Source organism: Sphingopyxis sp. 10G20-10 (genome assembly GCF_057365075.1).
This window is the reverse complement of the sequence record NZ_CP195117.1, coordinates 62,131-80,314: the sequence shown is the minus strand read 5'-3', so window position 1 is coordinate 80,314 and position 18,184 is coordinate 62,131. Positions and strand designations below refer to the sequence as shown.

Here is an 18,184-nt window from a genome sequence, read left to right as displayed (position 1 = left end):
CATCCTATGGGGAAACTAACCGGCAAAGTTGCCGTCGTGATGGGAGCGGCCGGTCGCGATAATATGGCGCAGACCATCGCCCGCCGCTTCATGGACGAGGGTGCCTCTGTCGTCGTGGGAGGGCGTCATGAGGAGGAGTTGCAGCGTTTTTCCTACGAAACCGGCGCCGGCTTCGCGCTGTGCGATCTGACCAGAGAAGGCGATCTGGCCGCGATGATGGACCATATTGCCACGGTACATGGTGGAATAGACATTGCTGTCAACGCCACCGGCTGGGGCCTGCTCAAGCCGTTTCTGGACACCACGCGCGAGGAACTCGACCGGATCGTCGAGCTGCAGTTTACTGGCAGCTTTCTCTTTTATCAGGCGGCGCTGCGGGTGATGCGCGATGGGGGATCGATCCTTCAGATCAGCTCGGCAACCGCAACGATCATGCTGGAGGATCACGCCGCCTATATGGGAACCAAGGCGGGCGCGGATCATGTCATCCGCTGCATCGCCAATGAATTCGGGTCGCGCGGTATACGGGCCAACAGCATTGCGCCGGGGTTCACAGAAACGCCGATGACCGCGCGCGCCGCCGCCAATCCCGCCGTGGTCGGGGCGTTCGAAAAAGAATATCCTCTTGGACGGGTCAACACCAAGGAGGATATCGCGAATGCTGCGGTATGGGTCGCCTCGGACGAATGCTTTATGACCGGCCAGACATTTCAGGTGAACGGCGGGCTGACGCTGCGCCGCAACCCGCGCAATGCGGAAATTGTGGCGTCGGTGAAGGCCGCGGCTCAGGAAATCGTCGAACGCTAAAATTCGCGCAAGGGGTCGCTGCCATCCCAACCGACAGAGGCCTGCGCGATCTGATCGAACAGTTCAATCATCGCCGGTTGCGGTTCGATCAGTTCGACCATGGTGCCCGCATAATCAGTGTCGGTGCGCAAATAGGCGAAGCGCGAAAGCGGAAGAATTCCTTCCATTGCCACGTCGATTCCGGCTTTGCGGGCCTCATCCATTTGCCGGTCATAGTCGGTCGCATACATGCCGACATGCTGAAGCCCCTGACGCCCGCTATCGAGGAAGTCACGATAGGGCGATGCGGCGCTTCCCGGCACCAGAATTTCGATTTGCACGGGGCCATTTTGGGCGAGGGCTGCGCCGCTCAAAATATCATGATCGTCAACGCGCTGCCCGTCGAGTTCAAGCCAGTCGAGCGTGAGTGGGAGCGGAAAGTTGAAAAAGGGGCCAACGCCAAGCGTTCGTGTCCAATGATCGACCGCCGCCTCAAGATCTGGGACGACATAGGCCAGCTGAAAAATCTCGCCCTTGATGACACCCATGTTTGCGCTCCTTTGGCGGTTGGATTTGCTAGACTCGGTTCGGTGCGACCCCGCCGAAATAATCAGGCCTTCCTGCGGGCCAGACCGTGCCGTTCTGCGCTTGCCCGCCATCGACGACCAGCAATTCGCCGGTGATGAACTTGCCCGACGGCGCAGCAAGATAAACCGCGGCTTCGGCAACATCCCAGACGTCGCCGCGACGCTTCATTGGATTGGCGTCGTGAAATCGCTTCAGCGCCTCTTCGGGATAGACATGGAAGCCTTCGCTTTCGACCACGCCGGGCGCGATGCAGTTGACGCGAATGTTGAGAGGAGCCCATTCGGTGGCGACCGTTTTGCTGAGGTAGATTACTCCAGCGCGCGCGGCGCAGGTATGGGCGGCTTGCGGCATTCCGCGTTCGACATTGGCGACAATGCTGATGATGTTTCCCGATTCAACGCGCGCGCGCCAGCGTTGCGCCGCGGCCTGCATCATCCACCATGTGCCGTTTAAATTAAGGTCGATGACCGATTGCCAACCCTTGCGGCTGAAATCCATCGCATCCTGCGGGAATTGTCCCCCGGCATTGTTCACAAGATGATCGAGTCGGCCATATTCGTCGAAAATCCGGTCGAGCGTTGCATCGACGGCATCCGGATCACGGATCGTCATCGGCAGTGTCATCGGCCGGTTTCCGGTCAGCCGTTCCATTGCGTCCGCAGCGGTGTTCAGTTTTTCGCGGCGTCGACCACAAATTACGACCTTGGCCTTCAGGCGCGCCGCCAGAAAAGCAATGCCCTTGCCGATGCCGCTACCCCCGCCGGTGACGAGTATGACCTGATCCTTGAGCAGGTCGTCGCGATAGACGGTCGGCAGGACCGCCAACTCTTCGTCGGAGTAGCCGAATTTGGGGCGCGCATCTCCAGCCGCGCCCGGCTTGGCGGCGCCGCTCAAGTTTCGATCCAAGAGGCTAGAACCGGCTCGACCGCGAGTTCGGGTGGCACCTGATTGAGACCGATCCGCCGGTCCAGTTCCTCGTGCCAATGATAGAGGCGGCGTTCCTGATAATTCAACGGGATACCCTGAAATCCGGGCGATTCCAACGATTCCTGAATCTGCGGCGCAAATTGCAGATCTTCATAAAGGATACGCTCCCAATTGTTGGTTCGCGCCTCCCATAGGGGATGCGGATTCGCTGCGTCATAGTCTGGCGCGATCCACGTCGATACGACCCGGCATGTCGTGTCCGACGTCGGCCAGAATTGCAGCAAGGGGATGCCCGAGTCAGACGGCGGCATGACGAAATTGGGGTAGATTAGATAGCTGACATTATTGTCGCGCGGCACTTCGCTGACGCTATCGATCTTGGGCATTCCGACAGTTCCCGGATCTTTCCAGTCTGGTCGGCGATTGGGTGTGATCATGCGCGAATGACCGTTGCTCCACAGGCTGATTGTCATGCCGCGATGATCAAGGAAGCGATCGACGGTTTTCTGGTGGATCGATTTGAGGTGATAAACCTCTAGAAAGGCATCGAGCAGCACCTTTACATTGCTGCCAACTTCATAGGATCGGGTCTCGACAAAATTGAGCCGATCAAGCTGATATTGGTCAAGCTCGTCCGCCATCGGTCCCAGATGGGCGCGTAGCGGTTCGGCTTCGGGATCTTCATTGATAAAGATCAGCTTGCCCAGCGTTTCGCACCGCACCGACTTCATGCCGTGGCATGAAAAGTCCAGATCGACGAAATCGCGCTTGTCGCGCACTGCAGTCAATTTGCCTTCGAGCGTGTAGCTCCACCCGTGATAGCCACAGACAAAACCTCTCGACTGCCCGCTCGCTTCCTTGACCAGCGGTGCGCCGCGATGTTGGCACGTGTTGTAAAAGGCGCGAAATTCGCCTTTTAGATCGCGCAGAATGATGATCGGCGCGCCGGTATCGCGGTTGAGCATCCAGCTGCCGGGATCGGGAATCTGATCCGCATGACCGGAGTAAAGCCAGGCGCGTTTCCACATCCGATTCTGTTCCAGCGTCAGAAATTCGGAGTCGACATAGCGTCCCGCCGGGATTTCCGGAAAAGGCGGAAACCCGTCAGGTGGAGCCTTGCGCTCGGTTTCATAGGCCATACGGGCCTTCAGATCTGTTGCCGTGGCTGCATCCATTGCCATGCGTCCTATTGAATAACTGATTGGACATTATCAGCATCGAGATATAAAACAATCACGAATGTCTTTTTTATGCTCTCGACATAAGAATTGCGGTGAACGCGCGGCAAAGGGATGCGCGCGCCTCCCGCTCGGCGGCGGGTGCGAGGGCGCTTGGCCGCAAGTGCGGAAACGCCGATGGGCATTTCGTGGAGCATCCGGGGATGGTACCCCATTATATCAAAGATTTGGGCAATTAGGTCAGGCGTGCGAATGACGCGCGCTGTTGCAAAGAACTGGCGCCTGTCGCTGCACCATTTGACGATAATGGATGTCTCGGCCACCGATCTCGTGCGTCTGGCGGCGGCCACCAATTGCGAACATGTGTGCCTTTTTACCTATCTCCCCGGTGATGTTGCCAAGAATTATCCGCTGGTTCAGGCAGGCGATGTCGGCGGTTTGACCAAGGCCATGACCGACACTGGAGTCTCGCTCCATAATATCGAAGTTTTCCCAATTTCGCCCGATACGGATTTTTCGGCGATGGAAGCGGGGTTGGCACTGGGCGCGCGGCTTGGTGCGCGCCACGCGACGGCGCATATCCATGAACAGGATCGCGGCACGGCGTGCCAAATGCTGCAGCATTTGTGCGACATTGCGGCCCGCCATCATGTCCATATCGGTGTCGAGTATAATCCATTCTCTGCTATCAAAGCTCCGGCGGAGGCCGCATCGCTGGTGCAGGCGTGCGGTCGTGACAATCTTGGCATCATTGCCGATTTTCTGCATACGATGCGCTCTGGCGCAGGCCCCGAAGCCCTGGCCTCGATCTCGCCTATGATCAGCTGCGCGCAAATCTGCGACGGGCCGCGCGATGTGCCAGAGCAAGGCGCGTGGCGCGAAGCCTTGTCGGAACGTCAGTTGCCGGGCGCAGGCGCGTTCCCGCTGTCAGCCCTTTTGTCGGCGCTGCCGGACAATATTGTGATCGATATCGAAGTGCCGCGTCGGACGGCGATGCTCGCTGGTATGTCGGCGGCGCAGCGCGTGACCGAGGCGGCACAAGCCGCGCGCGATTGCTTAAACACCGCCCAAGATTTCGACTCGCAAAGCGCGGATAGCAGCGATGATGAATAATGTTGTTACCTGCATACAGCGGCAGGTTTGCGCCCCGCGCTCGCGTCCGTCAGCTTTGCTGCACCGGGTGGAACAGCACGGCCGGCTGATCGCCGCTGTCGTCGATTCGCGCCTGCACCCTTTGGCCGATGCTGACATGGTCGGCGGAAAGGCCTTCTACCCGGCTCATCATCCGCGGTCCTTCGTCAAGGTCGACGAGAACGACATTATAGGGTTCGGTCGGCGGCTTGGGCCGGATGACGGTGACGGCATAGACAGTGCCAAAGCCGCTCGCTTCGACCCAATCAAGATCGTCCGGGTGCCCGTCGGGATTCGACACCCGCGGTGGAAAGACATGCGCACCATCGCTTTTGCTGCGCTGAATCATGAAATGGCCTTGCGCCAGCGCGTCGTGCCATTGTTGGACGGGTCCGGTATCTGTTTTGGTCATGCCATAAGCCTATTGAGGACACAGGCGGCGGTCAATGTGCTAAGCACTGATGTGGAATCCGCCGTTGACCGACAAGGTTTGACCGGTGACGTAGGACGCCGCCGCCGACAGCAGGAACAGCGCCGGCATGGCAACTTCCTCGGCTGGCGCAAAGCGGCCGAGCGGGATTTGCGCGAGATAGGTGTCGCGGAACTTGTCTTCCCGAATTGCCTCGGTCATCGGGGTCTCGACGACGCCGAAACTGACCGCATTGACGCGAATGCCATGCCGCGCCCATTCGCGCGCCGCGCTCATCGTCATACCGATAACGCCCGCCTTGGCGCTTCCGTAATTGATCTGGCCGATGGTTCCCCGGCGTCCGGCGTCAGAGGCGACATTGACGATCGCCCGTTCGCCCGGCTGGCCCGCCTTGGCGCATTCCAGCATATGGCGCCCGACCGCCTGCAGCATCAAAAAACTACCGGTCAGATTGACGTCGATCACCGATTGCCAGACCTCCAGCTCCATCTTCGCCGTCATGGAGGGCCGCGATATGCCGGCATTGTTGACCAGTCCGTCGACCGCTCCAGACGACCAGTCGATGGCGCGCCCAACGGCATCCTCGACCGCCGCCGCATCGGAAACGTCGCACGCAATCGCCAACTGATCGTCCGCCGCCTCGATCATCTCAACCGTGCGGTCTATCGCCACAACCCGGCCGCCAAGCTCGCGTATCTTGTCGGCAATGGCGCGACCGATTCCTTGCGCTGCGCCGGTGACGATCACCGTTCGGCCTGCCATATTCATCGGGTTGACGATGTCGCCCATCTTCACGGTCTCCAATCTCGGTATCGGGTAATCGGCAGGCTAGAGCACGGCAACAGGTAAAAGGACAAAATGTGATGGCAGATGAATTTCCCACCGGCAAAGCGGCTATCGCTGGCGCGGCGACCTTCGGGATCGGGGAGGCACCAGGTTGGAGCTCGATGGAGCTTGCCGCCAAGGCCGCGCATCTCGCCGCTGCCGACGCGGGCATCGCCATGTCAGATGTTGATGGCCTGTTCATCTGTACGCCCGATGATTTTCTCTCCGGTCTCAGCTTTGCCGAAGCGTTGGGGATTCGCCCGCGTTTTACCGACAATAATCGCACCGGCGGTTCCGCCTTTATGAGCCATGTCACGGTTGCCGCGCTGGCTTTGGAAGCGGGCTATTGCGATACCGTGCTGATTGCCCATGGATCGAACCAGCGTACCGGCGCGGGGGGCAAGCTTGTCTCGGCGGCGCGAAGTTCGGAATGGGAGGCGCCCTATCGCCCGCTGTTTCCGATCAGCAGCTATGCGCTCGCCGCGTCGCGGCACATGCACGAATATGGCACCACGCGCGAACATCTGGCGGCGGTTGCGGTGGCGGCGCGACAGTGGGCGAACCGCAATCCGGAAGCCTTTGCGAAAGGGCCACTCACAATTGAGAATTGTCTGAAAGGGCGCATGATTTCCGACCCGCTCAGCCTCCGCGATTGCTGTCTGGTGACCGACGGAGCGGCGGCAATTATCATGACACGCGCCGACCGCGCGCGCGATCTCCAGCAACCGGCGGTAAGCGTGCTCGGCGCAGCGGCGGCGACATGGCACAGCCAGATTTCCTCCGCCCCCGACCTCACCGTGACGGCGGCGCGTGAATCGGGTGCGCGCGCGCTTGCGATGGCCGGGATTACGCCGTCCGACATTGACGTGGTGCAGCTTTATGACGCCTTCACCATCAACACGATCTTGTTCCTCGAAGATCTTGGTTTTTGTCCCAAAGGCGAGGGTGGTCGCTTCGTTGCGGATGGAAATATCGCGCCCGGCGGCGCATTGCCGGTGAACACCAATGGCGGCGGCCTGTCCTATGCCCATCCGGGAATGTACGGGCTGCTGGCGATAGTCGAGGCTGTGCGCCAATTGCGCGGCGATGCGGCCTCGCCGATTGCAGGCGCTCAACATGCGCTGGCGCATGGCAATGGCGGCACCTTGTCCAGTCAGGCGACGGTCGTTCTCGGCAAGAGCTAGAAACGTGGCCGCCGTTTTGCTCAGATCAGGGTTTGATCACTGACCGGATGACAAAACCGACAAGGCCCAGCGCCGCGACGCTCATCGCCCAAATGGTGACGAACCAGCCGATCTGTTTGAGCGTTTTTGGCATCAATGATAACCGTCGTGGCCGACCTTGCCGCGAAACACCCAATAGGACCAGACGGTATAGGCCAATATGATCGGGACGAGCAGAACCGCGCCGTACAGCATGAACAATTGGCTGCGATAGGGGGCGGCTGCTTCCCAGATTGAAACCCGCGCCGGGATGACATCGGGCCAGATCGAAATACCCAGACCGACGAGGCAGAGGCCGAACAGCGCCAGCGCCCAGAAAAAGGGCTGCGCCTCTCGTTTTTTCTTCAGGCTGCGATAGAAAAGGGCGGTGACGATCAGCGTCGCTAACGGGATTTGTGCAGTCGCCAACACACCCGGATAGGCGAGCCAGCGGCTATAATAGCTGGGCTCGAGCGTCAGCGTCATCAGGCTGACCACGCCGATAACCAGCAGCAGCGCCGCCCCCAGCTTGCCCGCATAGCCCGCCACCTGACTTTGTAACGCGCCCTCGGTTTTCCAGTTGAGCCAGCAGGCCCCCAGCAAGGCATAGCCGACCATCAGCCCGACGCCGGTCAACAGCGAAAAGGGCGACAACCATTCCCACCAGCCGCCCGCATAGGCGCGGTCTTCGATCGTAATCCCCTGAAGCAACGCACCGAGCGTCACGCCTTGGGCAAAGGTTGCGGTCGCCGAGCCCAGCGTGAAGGCAAAGTCCCACAAGCTGCGATGTTCGGGGTCGCGCCAGCGAAATTCAAAGGCGACGCCGCGCAGCACCAGCCCCAGCAGCATCGCAATCAGCGGCGCATAGAGCGCGGGCAGGATGATCGAATAAGCGAGTGGAAAGGCCGCGAGTAGGCCGCCGCCGCCGAGCACCAGCCAGGTTTCATTGCCGTCCCATACCGGCGCGATGCTGTTCATCGCTGTGTTGCGTTCTTTGCCCACTTTGAACAGCGGGAACAATAGGCCGATGCCAAGGTCAAAGCCGTCCATGATGACATAGGCGACAATGGCGAAACCGATGATGCCAGCCCAGATGACGGTGAGATCGATCATGCCCCGTCTCCTGTGCGTATTGCCTGAGCGGGAGTCAGCCCGGCCGATCGGATCGGGCTGCCGTCGAGCATCGATTCATGCGCCTCGGGAGGTTTTTTCATCAGGTGAAGCAAATACCAGATGCCCATGCCAAAGACGCTGAAATAAACGATGACAAAGGCCGCCAGCGAAATGGCGACCGCTGGGGCGTCGAGCGGCGAATGGCTTTGTGCTGTGCGTAACAGACCATAGACGGTGAAAGGCTGACGCCCGACCTCGGTCACGGCCCAGCCTGCCAGCACGGCGACAAAGCCGGACGGCCCCATCACCAGCGCGGCGCGGTGCATCCAGCGCCAGTCGTACAGTCGCTTGCGCCAGCGCGCGATCAGGCTCCACATGCCCAGCCCCATCATCGCAAAGCCGATCCCGACCATGACACGAAAGGCCCAGAATACGACACCGACAGGCGGCTGGTCGCGTTCGGGCACGGTATCGAGTCCGGCTAGTGGTGCGTTCAGGTCATGTTTGAGGATCAGCGACGACGCCTTGGGGATCTCAATGGCATAATCGACGCGTTTTTCCTTGCTGTTGGGGATGCCGAACAGGATCAGCGGCGCGCCGTGCGGATGGCTTTGATAATGGCCTTCCATCGCCATCACCTTGACCGGTTGATGCTCCAGTGTGTTGAGTCCGTGCTCGTCGCCGGCGAAAATCTGAACGGGTGCGACCAGCGCCGCCATCCACATCGCCATAGAGAACATTTTGCGCGCGCCGGGATTGGCGCGATCTTTCAGCAGATGCCACGCGCCGACCCCGCCCACGGCAAAGGCGGTGGTCAAAAAAGCAGCAAGCACGGTGTGGACAAGGCGATAGGGAAAGCTGGGGTTAAAGATGATCGCGGCCCAGCTTGGGCCGGGGACAAATTGGCCGTTGGCAGCGATTTCATAGCCCGTCGGGGTATGCATCCAGCTATTGGCCGAAAGGATCCAGAAGGCGGACAGCAGCGTGCCGACGGCGACGGCGCATGTCGCGGCGAAATGCAGTCGCCGCCCGACCTTGTTGATGCCGAACAGCATGACTCCCAGAAAGCCCGCTTCCAGAAAGAAAGCGGTGAGCACTTCATACGCCATCAACGGTCCGATGATTGGCCCCGCCTTGTCCGAAAAGACCGACCAGTTGGTGCCGATCTGATACGACATGACGATGCCCGACACGACGCCCATCGCAAACACGACCGCGAAAATCTTGACCCAATAGCGATAGAGATTGGCGTAAACGCCGCGCCCTGTTTTAAGCCACAGCCCTTCCAGAACGGCAAGGAAGCTGGCCAGTCCGATAGTGAAAGCGGGAAAGAGAAAATGGAAACTGATCGTGAAGGCAAATTGTGCCCGCGCGAGCAATACGGCCCAATCCTGTTCGATCATTGCGGTACCCCGAAACGCTGAAACATGGTCGCTCTCCGCCCCTTTGCCTGCGCTTGTGTGGCGGCGCAATGTCAACCACCGTTAGCGGGATTGCAGATAATGCAACCCATAGGCTTTGGTCGGCTGCTGTGCAAATCGCTCCGCTTGAGCATGCAACATTCCACGGTTTGCCAGCCTTGGCATTTTTGTTACAAAGTTTGCGGGTGCGAGGGGGTTTGCTGACATGACGAGCAGGCTATGCAATCGTCGCAATGGGGTCAAAACCTCCTGCGGCTCTGCGGGCCGTCCGACCAACTGCGGCACCTCGCTCCCCTTCGGTTCACAGGTAAAAGCTTATAAATTCGCTCCTCACTGAGAAGGAAATACAATGCCAAAGGCGCCCATTAATCTTGCGCATGTCGTGTATCGAACCCGGCGATTTCAGGAGATGCTGGATTGGTATAAAAAGGTGTTTGGTGCTCACATCCAATATCAAAATCCGGCACTCGCCTTTCTGACATTCGATGACGAACACCATCGTTTTGCCTTTGCCGATCTGGGCGTGATCCGGCCGGACGAAAATGACAAGGATGATCGCGGGATGATCGGGGTCGACCATGTCGCTTGGGAATATGGCACGCTGGCCGATCTGCTGGAAAATTATGCCGAATTAAAGGAGGTTGGAATTACACCTTATTGGTGCGTCAACCACGGGATGAGCGCCTCGCTTTATTACGCCGACCCCGATGGCAATCAGTTGGAATTGTCCGTCGACTGCTTTCCCACCAAGGCAGAAGCCTATGCCTATTTTAGCGGACCAGAAATAGGCGAGAATCCGGTGGGTGTAGAATATGATCCTGACGATTGGCTCGCCCGGTTGCGCGGCGGCGCATCTGCGGCGGAACTTCTCGCCTACGACTCCAACGCCGCCGTGTCGCCGATCCGCGGCGCCATGACAGCTTGACCAATGTGCGCGATCGGTCGCGTCTTTACGATCCGGTCTCCACCATTGCGCGGCGGACAGGACTGGGGCGTCACCGACCGGACGACATCGAACCTGTTTCTTTTGTTGTTGCGCTCTTCGCTGCCTTAGGATTGATGGTTTCTGAGGACTGGTCGGTCTCGGCCTGAACTGTGTCAGAAGGTTCAACGGTCACAGGCGCAGTGCCGTCCGCGCCGGGTGCCGCGACCGGATCGGCAACGGGGGCCACCGGAGCGACAGCGGAGCTTTCCAGATTGGGCATTGGCGGTATTACATGCGGGCTGATACCGCGCAGTTCGTTGATCTCGGACTGACGTTGCTCCAGATAATATTCGCGCATCGCCGCATAGGGATCGTCCGCGTCGCGAATTTCCTCCAGCTTGTCGTCAAACTCGATACGGTCGTCGAGCGCGTTCAGCGATCCGGCGGGCAGGGTATAGCGTATATCATTAAAAGGCTTGCCGACTGCCAGAGGCAGAAACATCAGGTCCATCACCCGGCCCGTCAAATCGCGCACCGTCGTCGGCCCGATCAGCGGCAGATATAGATAGGGGCCGGTGTCGATGCCATAATAACCCATCGTATAGGCAAAGCCGTTCGGTCGATGCGGCAGATTGATCGGCGGATCTTTTGCAACGTCAAAAATACCGGCCACACCAATGGTCGAATTGATCGCGAACCGTCCCAGTGTTTCCGCTGCTTTGCCAATTTTAAGCTGCAGCAGAAAATTGACGAACACGACCGGCTCGCCCAGATTATAGAGGAAATTATGCAATCCCTTGCGGATGGGCCGAGGCACCGCATCCTTATAGGCGACCGATATCGGCCCTACCAAAGCCGTGTCGATCGACTGGGCAATTTTAAAGGTCTGGGCGTTAAGATCCTGCATGGGGTCGCCCGGCGTGTCGGGTCTGGCCGTGACGATGATAATGTCCGACATGTCTTCGGGGCCGGCTTCGGTCTCGCTGCTGTCATCGGGCGACGGCGCGGCCACGGGTGACGAAGCCGCAGCGTCGGCTGTGGGCGATGCTGCCGAGTCAAGTGGATCGGCGGCAAGGGCTTCGTCGATCGATAGCAAGGCCGTTCCGTCGATTGGGAGCGGCATTTGGTGGAGCGCAATGACGCTCACCTCTGGCGCCACCGACACAGTCGGAGGCGATTCCATGGGCACCGGCGCACTCGCCAGCAAGATAGCCCCTGTTAAAATCTCTACGCTCAATCTTAGTCTGCCCCTTGAAACTGGAATATGGTCTAGACGCTGCAAATGATACGGGATTCAAACGCAGCAGGTTACACATTGGATGCAAGACTTAGAGCCTGTGGCGGGCAATTGGGTTTCACGGGCCGCAAAATCATTGCGCCGCTACACGGGTCATCATGACCTTTGAGCCGTCCCGCCAAATAGCCTGAATGCAGACGAGAGAAGGCGAGCAGGAACAGCTAAGGCATTGCTATATTTGTTAGGTTTTCGGGGGGTGGTGCGAACCTTGACCCGCTTTCGCGAGCAGGCTGGTGGTGCCGCTTAGAGGCATAGAACACACGGTCTAAATTTCTGATATACTTCTGGATTTATGATTCACCGTTAGCGTTGCCTCCAGATTTGCCCCCAAAATAGTTGTAAGACTCTGATTTCAAGAGTGTTTGAGTCCCATTTTTAGGACGTTTTGGCATTATAGCCGTTTGCCGTGAGTGAATTTTGAGGAATTAAATGCTCGCACAGAAGGACGGAAATACAATCCGCGCGCTTGAGCTCGCAAACGTGCCGGATCGCTATTGCGCATAGCCTGCGCTCAATCATACGATGCGGCCGATCGTTGACCGAATGGGCCAGATAATAGGTCCAGTCTGGGAAACGAATGGGGTAGGTTACTACAAAGGCAGCACCCTAAGCTGTTAGCTATCTCGAAATTGCGTAACCGAGAGCTTTGAGCCCCGCATCGGTGTTTGCAGGCTACGTTCGACTTAGTCGTCGAACTTTTTGTTGGGCCAACATTGCCACTGTCCAGCACCCAGCCCACCTACCGTCATGAGCTCGGCATGCTTCAGATAAATCTGACTTTGCGCCCGCATGAAGCCCACCCATTCGTGATTGAAGCCACAAGTATCATGCTCGGTCGATCGAAAATCCGCGGGTATGGGAACTTTGCAAAACTCCTGGCCTGAGGATGTATGATAGGCCAACTTGCGCACCTCTATGGGAAGCTTGTCAGGCCTGTTCAGGTGTCTTGCCGATTGATCGCGCCGCGATGAAGAAAAGTAACGCAGCGCTGGGCGCGCAGATGGCAACGAGCACCACCAGAGACCAGCGCAGCTGATCCCCTCCGAAGACGTAGTCCGAGAGCAGTGCGACGCTCAGCGGACCGAGGGTCATCCCAACCATTCCAATCAATAGATAATAGATTGCGGCGGCCATGCCCCGGTGCTTGGCCGGAATGGCGGACTGGAACGCTGCGATACCCAGTCCCGAAGGTACAGTATAGGCAAGCAGACCGGCCGCCAGCCATGCGAGCGCGGCGAAGGCAGTGCCGCTCGCGAACCCGACCGACATCAGTGGGGCGACCAGAGCGGCGGCCCCCGCACACACGACGAGCGAGGGCATGCCCCAGCGCGAGGGGATGCGCCCCGCGACCCATGCACCCACGAGGCCGCCCGCCCCGCCGAACACCAGCAGGACAATACCATATTGAACGCCAACCGCGCTTGCTTCCATGCCGTAGGTTCGGATGAAGAATGCCGGGATCCACCCCAGCAGTCCGTAAGCAATGACGCCGTACAGTGTCATCGCGGTCAGCAGAGGTAGAAAGGTCGAGCGATAGGTCCACATATGTGTTCGGAGCGAACAATCGGCGTCCGCTTCTGCAGCCTTGCGTTTCTCCCGCTTAGGTTCGGTCATTGTCATCGCGGCAATTGTCACGATGAAGCCCGCCATCCCGAAATAGATGAAAACCGCCTTCCACGAGGATATCTCGCCAACGAGGGGCATATCGTAAGTCGAGCTAGAGGCGACCAGCGCGACGACCACACCGCCAAGCACCAGCGAGGCTCCGGCACCAATGCTTGATGCCGCGGTATAGACACTCATCGCGAGCGGTCGCTGGCGGGGGGTAAAGGAATCGGAGATCAGCGAGACGGCCGATGGAGGCAGAGCTGCCTCCCCCGCCCCAACGCCAAGCCGCGCAACCAGTAACTGCAAAAACGTTTGGGAAAGACCGCAGAAGACCGTGGCGGTGCACCAGACCGCGCTACCCGTCGCGACCAGCCATTTGCGGGAGACGCGGTCTGCCAGCCAGCCGAATGGAATGCCAAGGACGGTATATAGCACAGCAAAGGCCGCCCCTTGCAGCAGTGAGAACTGGGTGTCGGTCAGGTTCAGGTCGGCTTGGATGGGCTCGACGAGCAAACCGATCAGCACGCGATCCACGAAAGAAACGAGATAGGCGATAAAAAGCACAGCCACCGTCCACCATGCAATGACGGGGGAAGGATAAGCTTTTGCGTTGGGCTCGACTGCGGCCAGCGGATCAGTCAGTGTTTGCGTCATATCAGGCCTCTCTCAAGCGCCTCGCGGTGCCGGGGATCGGCGATCGAAATCAGCAGTTTGCGCCGCTCTTTCTCGGTCCGCCCGGTCAGGTGCGCTGCGCCGAATTGCGTGGCGACAACGTCCACATCGGTTCGAGGTGTGGTAACGCAGGGGAGCGTGCGCGCAGTGAGCGCACTCGTGCTGCCATCGCCGGGACTGGCGTTGAGCAGGATGATGCTGCATCCGCCGGGCGAATGATGCGCGGCGCGGGCAAAGTCGGGCTGGCCGCCGATGGCTCCCAACCGCCGCCCGCCCGCATATTCGCCGTTTACCTGCCCCAGCAGGTCCACGGAAAGCGCGCCGTTCACTGCGACGAAGTTATCGATATGCGCTGCACCCAGGTGGGTTTCCGCCACCCCCGCCAATTCGAGGCGGCGATTGTTCTTTGCCCAGCGGTACAGCGTGGCGTCACCCATCACCGATCCGATCGTAGCAATGCCGCGCTTGCTGTTCTTACGCGCGCCGGTTGCTATGCCCTGGTCGATCAGACTGGCGAGCCCTGGGCTCAGCAAGCCACTATGGATGCCTATGTCCTTCCGGTCGGCAAGCAAGGGCGCAATGGCCTCGGGCGCGCCGCCCACACCAATCTGCAACACCGCGCCGTCGCTAATGAAGGGCGCAGCATTTTTGGCGATGGCGTTCGCCACCCCATCCGCCTTTATCGACGGAAGTTCTGGAGGTGCGCGATCGGTTCGCACCTCAAGGTCAATCTCTTCGGAACCGATTGAGATACCGGGCAGCGAAGGGATATCCTCGCAAATTTCCGCAATTACCAGTCGCGCGTGACGGATGGCTGACTGAAGATAGAGCGCGGTCAGGCCGAGCGAATGACGTCCGTCGCGGTCCGCAGGCGGCAGCGCTATCGTCACTACGTCGAAGCGGAGCGCCCCTGCGCGCAGGAGCCCTGGGATACTGCCCATGCTGACCGGCAGAATCTCCAGCTTATCGGCCGCAGCTAGTTTGCGGGTGGTCCCCAGTGCACCATAACTTCGAAAGCGAAGCGTATCGGAATGCTCTGGCGTGAAGCTGCTTGCGAACCCCATGCCGAGAAACACGGAAATGGCATTGAGAGAATGGCGCTGGGCGACAAAGCTTTCGGCCAGCGAAAGCGGTTCCGCGCCGCACTCTGCGAAAAGCACGGTCTCGCCCGGCTTGACCAGCGTCGACCAATCGAGCTGCTCGAGCGACACCATGCGACTCATGCTGCGGCTGCCGCAAGGATCGTACGCGCCTGCCGTACTAGTGGTTCGTCGATCATGCGACCGTCGACTACACAGGTGGCCCAGCCTTCAGTCATGGCACGCTTGTGACCTTCGATGATCCGGCGGGCGGATTCTATCGCTTCCTCGTCCGGGCGGAATACAGCATTGACCAGCGAGACCTGTCGGGGGTGAATGCACATCTTCCCGCTATAGCCCTGCGCCTTCCCCTCGATCGTGTCGGCGGCGCAGCGATCATCATCGCGCACATCTACGGTCACAAAATCCAGCGCCTCAACTCCGGCGCGGCGGCCGGCAATGGCTACGGCGGCGCGGGGATAGGCGATTTCAGCGCTCGACAGGGTGCGAACGCCACCGAGCTCGGCGATGAAATCCTCTGCGCCGAAGAATACCCCCGCGCTGGCCGCTGCGCAGATCGGATCGATGGCATAGAGACCTTCGATAGATTCGATTCCGGCCATGACCGGCAGACTGCAGCGATCTGCGGTCATTTCCACCGCGCGCCGGCTTTCCGCTTTGGGTAGCAATATGCCGTCCCATGCCGAAGCGGCGACGGCGCGGCAGTCGTCAGCGTAGTCCGCCGTGTCCGATGCATTGATCCGCAGAAAAAGCCGCGCCTCGACGGGCGCCTGGCGCCGCGCCAAGTCGAGGATGTCGCCCAGCCTTTCGCGCACTGCTGGCCGTTCCGCCGGTGGCAGGCCATCCTCTAGATCCACTGCAAAGGCATCGGCTGGTATTTCCCCGAACTTGGCCAGAAACTCGACTCGGTTAGCTGGTGCGAACATCAACGACCGGACGGGGGCATCGCTCATTCTGTAGGCTTCCGATGCATCAGTGCGGCACGTTCGCAAGCCGCAACGCAGTCATCATTCTGGTTGTAGGCCTCGTGCAGGAAAGTGATGATGCCTTGTTTCGGGCGAGAGGAGCTGTCGCGCTTATCCTTCACGGTGGTCACCACACGGATCGTGTCGCCGTGGAAGGCCGGCTTGGGAAAACGAACGTCCGACATGCCCAGGTTGGCCACTGTGGTACCCAGTGTCGTGTCGTTGACCGTCATCCCAATCATTAGGCCCAGCGTGAACAGCGAGTTGACCAGTGGCTTGCCGAATTCGGTGCTTTTGGCGAACTCGAAATCGATATGCAGCGGTTGTACGTTCATCGTCAGGTTCGAAAACAGCATGTTGTCATATTCGGTCACGGTTCGCCGCCACTCATGGTCGAACTGTTGACCGACCTCGAATTCCTCGAACCACAGCCCGCTCATACCATGTCCTCCGCGATGCGCAGGGCGAGCTGATCTTCCGCCATCGGGCAGGCAGCGACAGCTTCATTGAGCGCATCTGTTCGAACCGCAAGGCCCGTCCGCTGGATGTCGCCCAGCAGGGTCCGCGCCGCAGCCAGCGCCAGCAAGTCGCGCTTGTCGCCATCAGCCACGGTCTCGGCCGCTTCCAGCGCCATGACGCTTTCCGCGAGGCGCATCTGGAAGGCGGGTTCGTCGGCCGGCCCCTTGATCGCTTCGCTTAACCAGGCCTCATAGGTGGCACGCGTTTCGCGCAACAGGTTGCCGATGGGCGTGTCGGAGAGGTTGTTTGGCCCGCGCGGATTCCCCGCACGTGCGCGCTTTGCTTCGGCGCGACCGATAATGGTCCGCTGCACCTCCGAAGCGCCCTCGTAGATGGTCGTAGGGCGAGCCGCTCTGCCCAGCGCCTCGATCTCGTAGCCCACGATCACGCCGCGCCCACCATGGATCTGCTGCGAGTCGTGGATCACCTCCAGCGCCGCTTCGGTCGCATAGGCCTTGGCCGCCGCGCCTTCGAGCATGATGCGATCGCCATTATCGCACATCGTCGCCGCACGCTCGACCAGCGCTGCGCCGCCTGCGGTGATTGCCGCCATCCGCCCCAGTTTGAGGCGGATGCCGGGAAGCGCGGAGAGCGGATTGCCGAATGCGTGGCGCTCACGCGTGACGTTTAGCGCGAGGTCGATCGCGCGTCGCGCCATCCCGACCGTGGCCGAACCAACAGACGGGCGGAATATCTCCAACGTCCCCAGCGAAGCACGGAGTCCCTCGCCCGGCTCGCCAAGCCGCTGCTTGTCGGAAATCCGGCAATTGTCGAAATCAAGGTAGCCGATCGCGTGAGGGGCCTGAAGGTCGATCCCGCCGCGCGCGGTGAAACCCGTGGTTCCGGCCTCGACGAGGAATGCGGTGATCGCGCGATTGTTTCCTTCCTCACCGGTCTTCGCGAAGGTGATATAGACATCCGCGTCGGGCGCGCCTGAGATGAACATCTTGGACCCGTTGACTACCCACTCGTCACCATCGCGACGCGCGCGGGTCTTCATGCCCAGCACGTCGGATCCGCTGTGCGGTTCGGTGAGCGCAAAGGAGAAGAGCGTCTTGCCCGAGGTCAACCCCGGTAAGTAGCGGCTATGCTGATCATCAGTGCCCATCCGCAGGATCGCGCTGGTGCCGAGGCCCTGGACCGCGAAATGCGTGTCGATCAGCGGGTCGTGATATCCGAACCGCTCGCGCAGCAGGCACAACAGGTGCGAATACCGGTCGAGCTGCCCCGCCCCACCATACGCTTCAGGCAGGGCAAGGCCGAACAGATTTTCCTGTGCAAGCGCTTCGATCAGCGCACGACAGGTGCGATCATGCTCTGGCCATGCATGCACGATCGGCAGCAGGGTCTCCGTACAAAGCGCGTCGACACGTGCCCTGAGCGCACTGTCGTCCGTCAGGTCGGTACTCGCAATTGCCGATTTAGAATTCATCATCTTCCCCTCGAATTTCGTCCAGGAAGGGCCGAGTGCAGCCCCTTGCTTGACAACGACTACCT

Annotated in this window: 18 protein-coding genes; 4 read left to right on the top strand and 14 right to left on the bottom strand. The window is 59.8% G+C overall.

All coding sequences use genetic code 11. The features are described from left to right. The first annotated feature begins 6 nt into the window (after window positions 1-6). A complete protein-coding gene (locus ACR3XE_RS00350) occupies window positions 7-807 on the top strand; it encodes an SDR family oxidoreductase (protein ID WP_473699527.1) in 801 nt (266 codons plus the stop codon). Here ACR3XE_RS00350 and ACR3XE_RS00345 read toward each other — a convergent pair. From ACR3XE_RS00345 to ACR3XE_RS00335, 3 genes are read right to left on the bottom strand one after another with little or no spacing between them, the layout of a single operon-like run. After that, the gene (locus ACR3XE_RS00345) at window positions 804-1,334 is read right to left on the bottom strand and encodes a VOC family protein (protein ID WP_473699528.1); all 531 of its coding nucleotides are present in this window, start codon (window positions 1,332-1,334) and stop codon (window positions 804-806) included. The genes ACR3XE_RS00350 and ACR3XE_RS00345 overlap by 4 nt on opposite strands. A gap of 28 nt (window positions 1,335-1,362) precedes the next feature. After that, entirely contained in the window at window positions 1,363-2,268 is a 906-nt protein-coding gene (locus ACR3XE_RS00340; protein WP_473699529.1) for an SDR family oxidoreductase, read from the bottom strand. Further along, window positions 2,265-3,476: an aromatic ring-hydroxylating oxygenase subunit alpha gene (locus tag ACR3XE_RS00335; protein WP_473699530.1), complete on the bottom strand. Its 1,212-nt coding sequence runs from the start codon at window positions 3,474-3,476 to the stop codon at window positions 2,265-2,267. Before ACR3XE_RS00335 ends, ACR3XE_RS00340 begins: the two co-directional genes overlap by 4 nt. Before the next feature lie 255 nt (window positions 3,477-3,731). Between ACR3XE_RS00335 and ACR3XE_RS00330 the strand changes: the two genes are divergently transcribed. Next, window positions 3,732-4,592, top strand: coding sequence for a sugar phosphate isomerase/epimerase family protein (locus ACR3XE_RS00330; protein WP_473699531.1), 861 nt, complete (start codon window positions 3,732-3,734; stop codon window positions 4,590-4,592). A gap of 49 nt (window positions 4,593-4,641) precedes the next feature. Here ACR3XE_RS00330 and ACR3XE_RS00325 read toward each other — a convergent pair whose 3' ends face one another. After that, window positions 4,642-5,022, bottom strand: coding sequence for a Zn-ribbon domain-containing OB-fold protein (locus tag ACR3XE_RS00325; RefSeq protein WP_473699532.1), 381 nt, complete (start codon window positions 5,020-5,022; stop codon window positions 4,642-4,644). 39 nt (window positions 5,023-5,061) lie between these two features. Then, window positions 5,062-5,829, bottom strand: a complete 768-nt coding sequence (locus tag ACR3XE_RS00320) for an SDR family oxidoreductase (RefSeq protein ID WP_473699533.1) — start codon at window positions 5,827-5,829, stop codon at window positions 5,062-5,064. A 74-nt stretch (window positions 5,830-5,903) separates the two neighbouring features. On the opposite strand from ACR3XE_RS00320, the gene ACR3XE_RS00315 reads away from it, so the two are divergent. Then, window positions 5,904-7,049 carry a thiolase gene (locus tag ACR3XE_RS00315; protein ID WP_473699534.1) on the top strand — a complete coding sequence of 382 codons (1,146 nt, stop codon included), beginning with the start codon at window positions 5,904-5,906 and terminating at the stop codon, window positions 7,047-7,049. Between the two features lie 25 nt (window positions 7,050-7,074). Here the strand turns inward: ACR3XE_RS00315 and ACR3XE_RS00310 are convergent, their stop codons facing one another. Genes ACR3XE_RS00310 through ACR3XE_RS00300 form a run of 3 tightly spaced genes read right to left on the bottom strand, consistent with a single transcriptional unit; the run spans window position 7,075 to window position 9,583 of the window. After that, window positions 7,075-7,182, bottom strand: a complete 108-nt coding sequence (locus ACR3XE_RS00310) for a DUF2474 family protein (RefSeq protein WP_473699535.1) — start codon at window positions 7,180-7,182, stop codon at window positions 7,075-7,077. After that, on the bottom strand, window positions 7,182-8,180 hold the full coding sequence (gene cydB / locus ACR3XE_RS00305) for a cytochrome d ubiquinol oxidase subunit II (RefSeq protein ID WP_473699536.1): 999 nt from the start codon (window positions 8,178-8,180) through the stop codon (window positions 7,182-7,184). Before cydB ends, ACR3XE_RS00310 begins: the two co-directional genes overlap by 1 nt. Continuing rightward, on the bottom strand, window positions 8,177-9,583 hold the full coding sequence (locus tag ACR3XE_RS00300; RefSeq protein WP_473699537.1) for a cytochrome ubiquinol oxidase subunit I: 1,407 nt from the start codon (window positions 9,581-9,583) through the stop codon (window positions 8,177-8,179). The genes cydB and ACR3XE_RS00300 overlap by 4 nt, the downstream gene beginning before the upstream one ends. Before the next feature lie 367 nt (window positions 9,584-9,950). On the opposite strand from ACR3XE_RS00300, the gene ACR3XE_RS00295 reads away from it, so the two are divergent. Next, window positions 9,951-10,526, top strand: coding sequence for a VOC family protein (locus tag ACR3XE_RS00295; protein WP_473699538.1), 576 nt, complete (start codon window positions 9,951-9,953; stop codon window positions 10,524-10,526). 70 nt (window positions 10,527-10,596) lie between these two features. On the opposite strand, the gene ACR3XE_RS00290 is transcribed toward ACR3XE_RS00295, so the two are convergent. The 6 genes from ACR3XE_RS00290 to ACR3XE_RS00265 form a co-directional block, all read right to left on the bottom strand. Continuing rightward, entirely contained in the window at window positions 10,597-11,763 is a 1,167-nt protein-coding gene (locus ACR3XE_RS00290; protein WP_473699539.1) for an MlaA family lipoprotein, read from the bottom strand. A gap of 987 nt (window positions 11,764-12,750) precedes the next feature. Next, on the bottom strand, window positions 12,751-14,085 hold the full coding sequence (locus tag ACR3XE_RS00285) for an MFS transporter (RefSeq protein ID WP_473699540.1): 1,335 nt from the start codon (window positions 14,083-14,085) through the stop codon (window positions 12,751-12,753). Beyond that, window positions 14,082-15,326, bottom strand: a complete 1,245-nt coding sequence (locus ACR3XE_RS00280; RefSeq protein ID WP_473699541.1) for an acetyl-CoA hydrolase/transferase family protein — start codon at window positions 15,324-15,326, stop codon at window positions 14,082-14,084. The genes ACR3XE_RS00285 and ACR3XE_RS00280 overlap by 4 nt, the downstream gene beginning before the upstream one ends. After that, window positions 15,323-16,156, bottom strand: coding sequence for an HpcH/HpaI aldolase/citrate lyase family protein (locus tag ACR3XE_RS00275; protein ID WP_473699542.1), 834 nt, complete (start codon window positions 16,154-16,156; stop codon window positions 15,323-15,325). The genes ACR3XE_RS00280 and ACR3XE_RS00275 overlap by 4 nt, the downstream gene beginning before the upstream one ends. Next, window positions 16,153-16,608 (bottom strand): MaoC family dehydratase, encoded by a 456-nt coding sequence (locus tag ACR3XE_RS00270; protein ID WP_473699543.1) that lies wholly within the window; start codon window positions 16,606-16,608, stop codon window positions 16,153-16,155. The genes ACR3XE_RS00275 and ACR3XE_RS00270 overlap by 4 nt, the downstream gene beginning before the upstream one ends. Then, window positions 16,605-18,122: an acyl-CoA dehydrogenase family protein gene (locus tag ACR3XE_RS00265; RefSeq protein WP_473699544.1), complete on the bottom strand. Its 1,518-nt coding sequence runs from the start codon at window positions 18,120-18,122 to the stop codon at window positions 16,605-16,607. The genes ACR3XE_RS00270 and ACR3XE_RS00265 overlap by 4 nt, the downstream gene beginning before the upstream one ends. Window positions 18,123-18,184: the final 62 nt, after the last annotated feature.

Bases quoted from the DNA above. Each gene is read 5' to 3' on its own strand.
- ACR3XE_RS00350 (WP_473699527.1), top strand. From the start codon at position 7: ATGGGGAAACTAACCGGCAAAGTTGCCGTCGTGATGGGAGCGGCCGGT.
- ACR3XE_RS00345 (WP_473699528.1), bottom strand. From the start codon at position 1,334: ATGGGTGTCATCAAGGGCGAGATTTTTCAGCTGGCCTATGTCGTCCCA.
- ACR3XE_RS00335 (WP_473699530.1), bottom strand. From the start codon at position 3,476: ATGGATGCAGCCACGGCAACAGATCTGAAGGCCCGTATGGCCTATGAA.
- ACR3XE_RS00330 (WP_473699531.1), top strand. From the start codon at position 3,732: ATGACGCGCGCTGTTGCAAAGAACTGGCGCCTGTCGCTGCACCATTTG.
- ACR3XE_RS00325 (WP_473699532.1), bottom strand. From the start codon at position 5,022: ATGACCAAAACAGATACCGGACCCGTCCAACAATGGCACGACGCGCTG.
- ACR3XE_RS00320 (WP_473699533.1), bottom strand. From the start codon at position 5,829: ATGGGCGACATCGTCAACCCGATGAATATGGCAGGCCGAACGGTGATC.
- ACR3XE_RS00315 (WP_473699534.1), top strand. From the start codon at position 5,904: ATGGCAGATGAATTTCCCACCGGCAAAGCGGCTATCGCTGGCGCGGCG.
- ACR3XE_RS00310 (WP_473699535.1), bottom strand. From the start codon at position 7,182: ATGCCAAAAACGCTCAAACAGATCGGCTGGTTCGTCACCATTTGGGCG.
- cydB (WP_473699536.1), bottom strand. From the start codon at position 8,180: ATGATCGATCTCACCGTCATCTGGGCTGGCATCATCGGTTTCGCCATT.
- ACR3XE_RS00300 (WP_473699537.1), bottom strand. From the start codon at position 9,583: ATGATCGAACAGGATTGGGCCGTATTGCTCGCGCGGGCACAATTTGCC.
- ACR3XE_RS00295 (WP_473699538.1), top strand. From the start codon at position 9,951: ATGCCAAAGGCGCCCATTAATCTTGCGCATGTCGTGTATCGAACCCGG.
- ACR3XE_RS00285 (WP_473699540.1), bottom strand. From the start codon at position 14,085: ATGACGCAAACACTGACTGATCCGCTGGCCGCAGTCGAGCCCAACGCA.
- ACR3XE_RS00280 (WP_473699541.1), bottom strand. From the start codon at position 15,326: ATGAGTCGCATGGTGTCGCTCGAGCAGCTCGATTGGTCGACGCTGGTC.
- ACR3XE_RS00275 (WP_473699542.1), bottom strand. From the start codon at position 16,156: ATGAGCGATGCCCCCGTCCGGTCGTTGATGTTCGCACCAGCTAACCGA.
- ACR3XE_RS00270 (WP_473699543.1), bottom strand. From the start codon at position 16,608: ATGAGCGGGCTGTGGTTCGAGGAATTCGAGGTCGGTCAACAGTTCGAC.
- ACR3XE_RS00265 (WP_473699544.1), bottom strand. From the start codon at position 18,122: ATGATGAATTCTAAATCGGCAATTGCGAGTACCGACCTGACGGACGAC.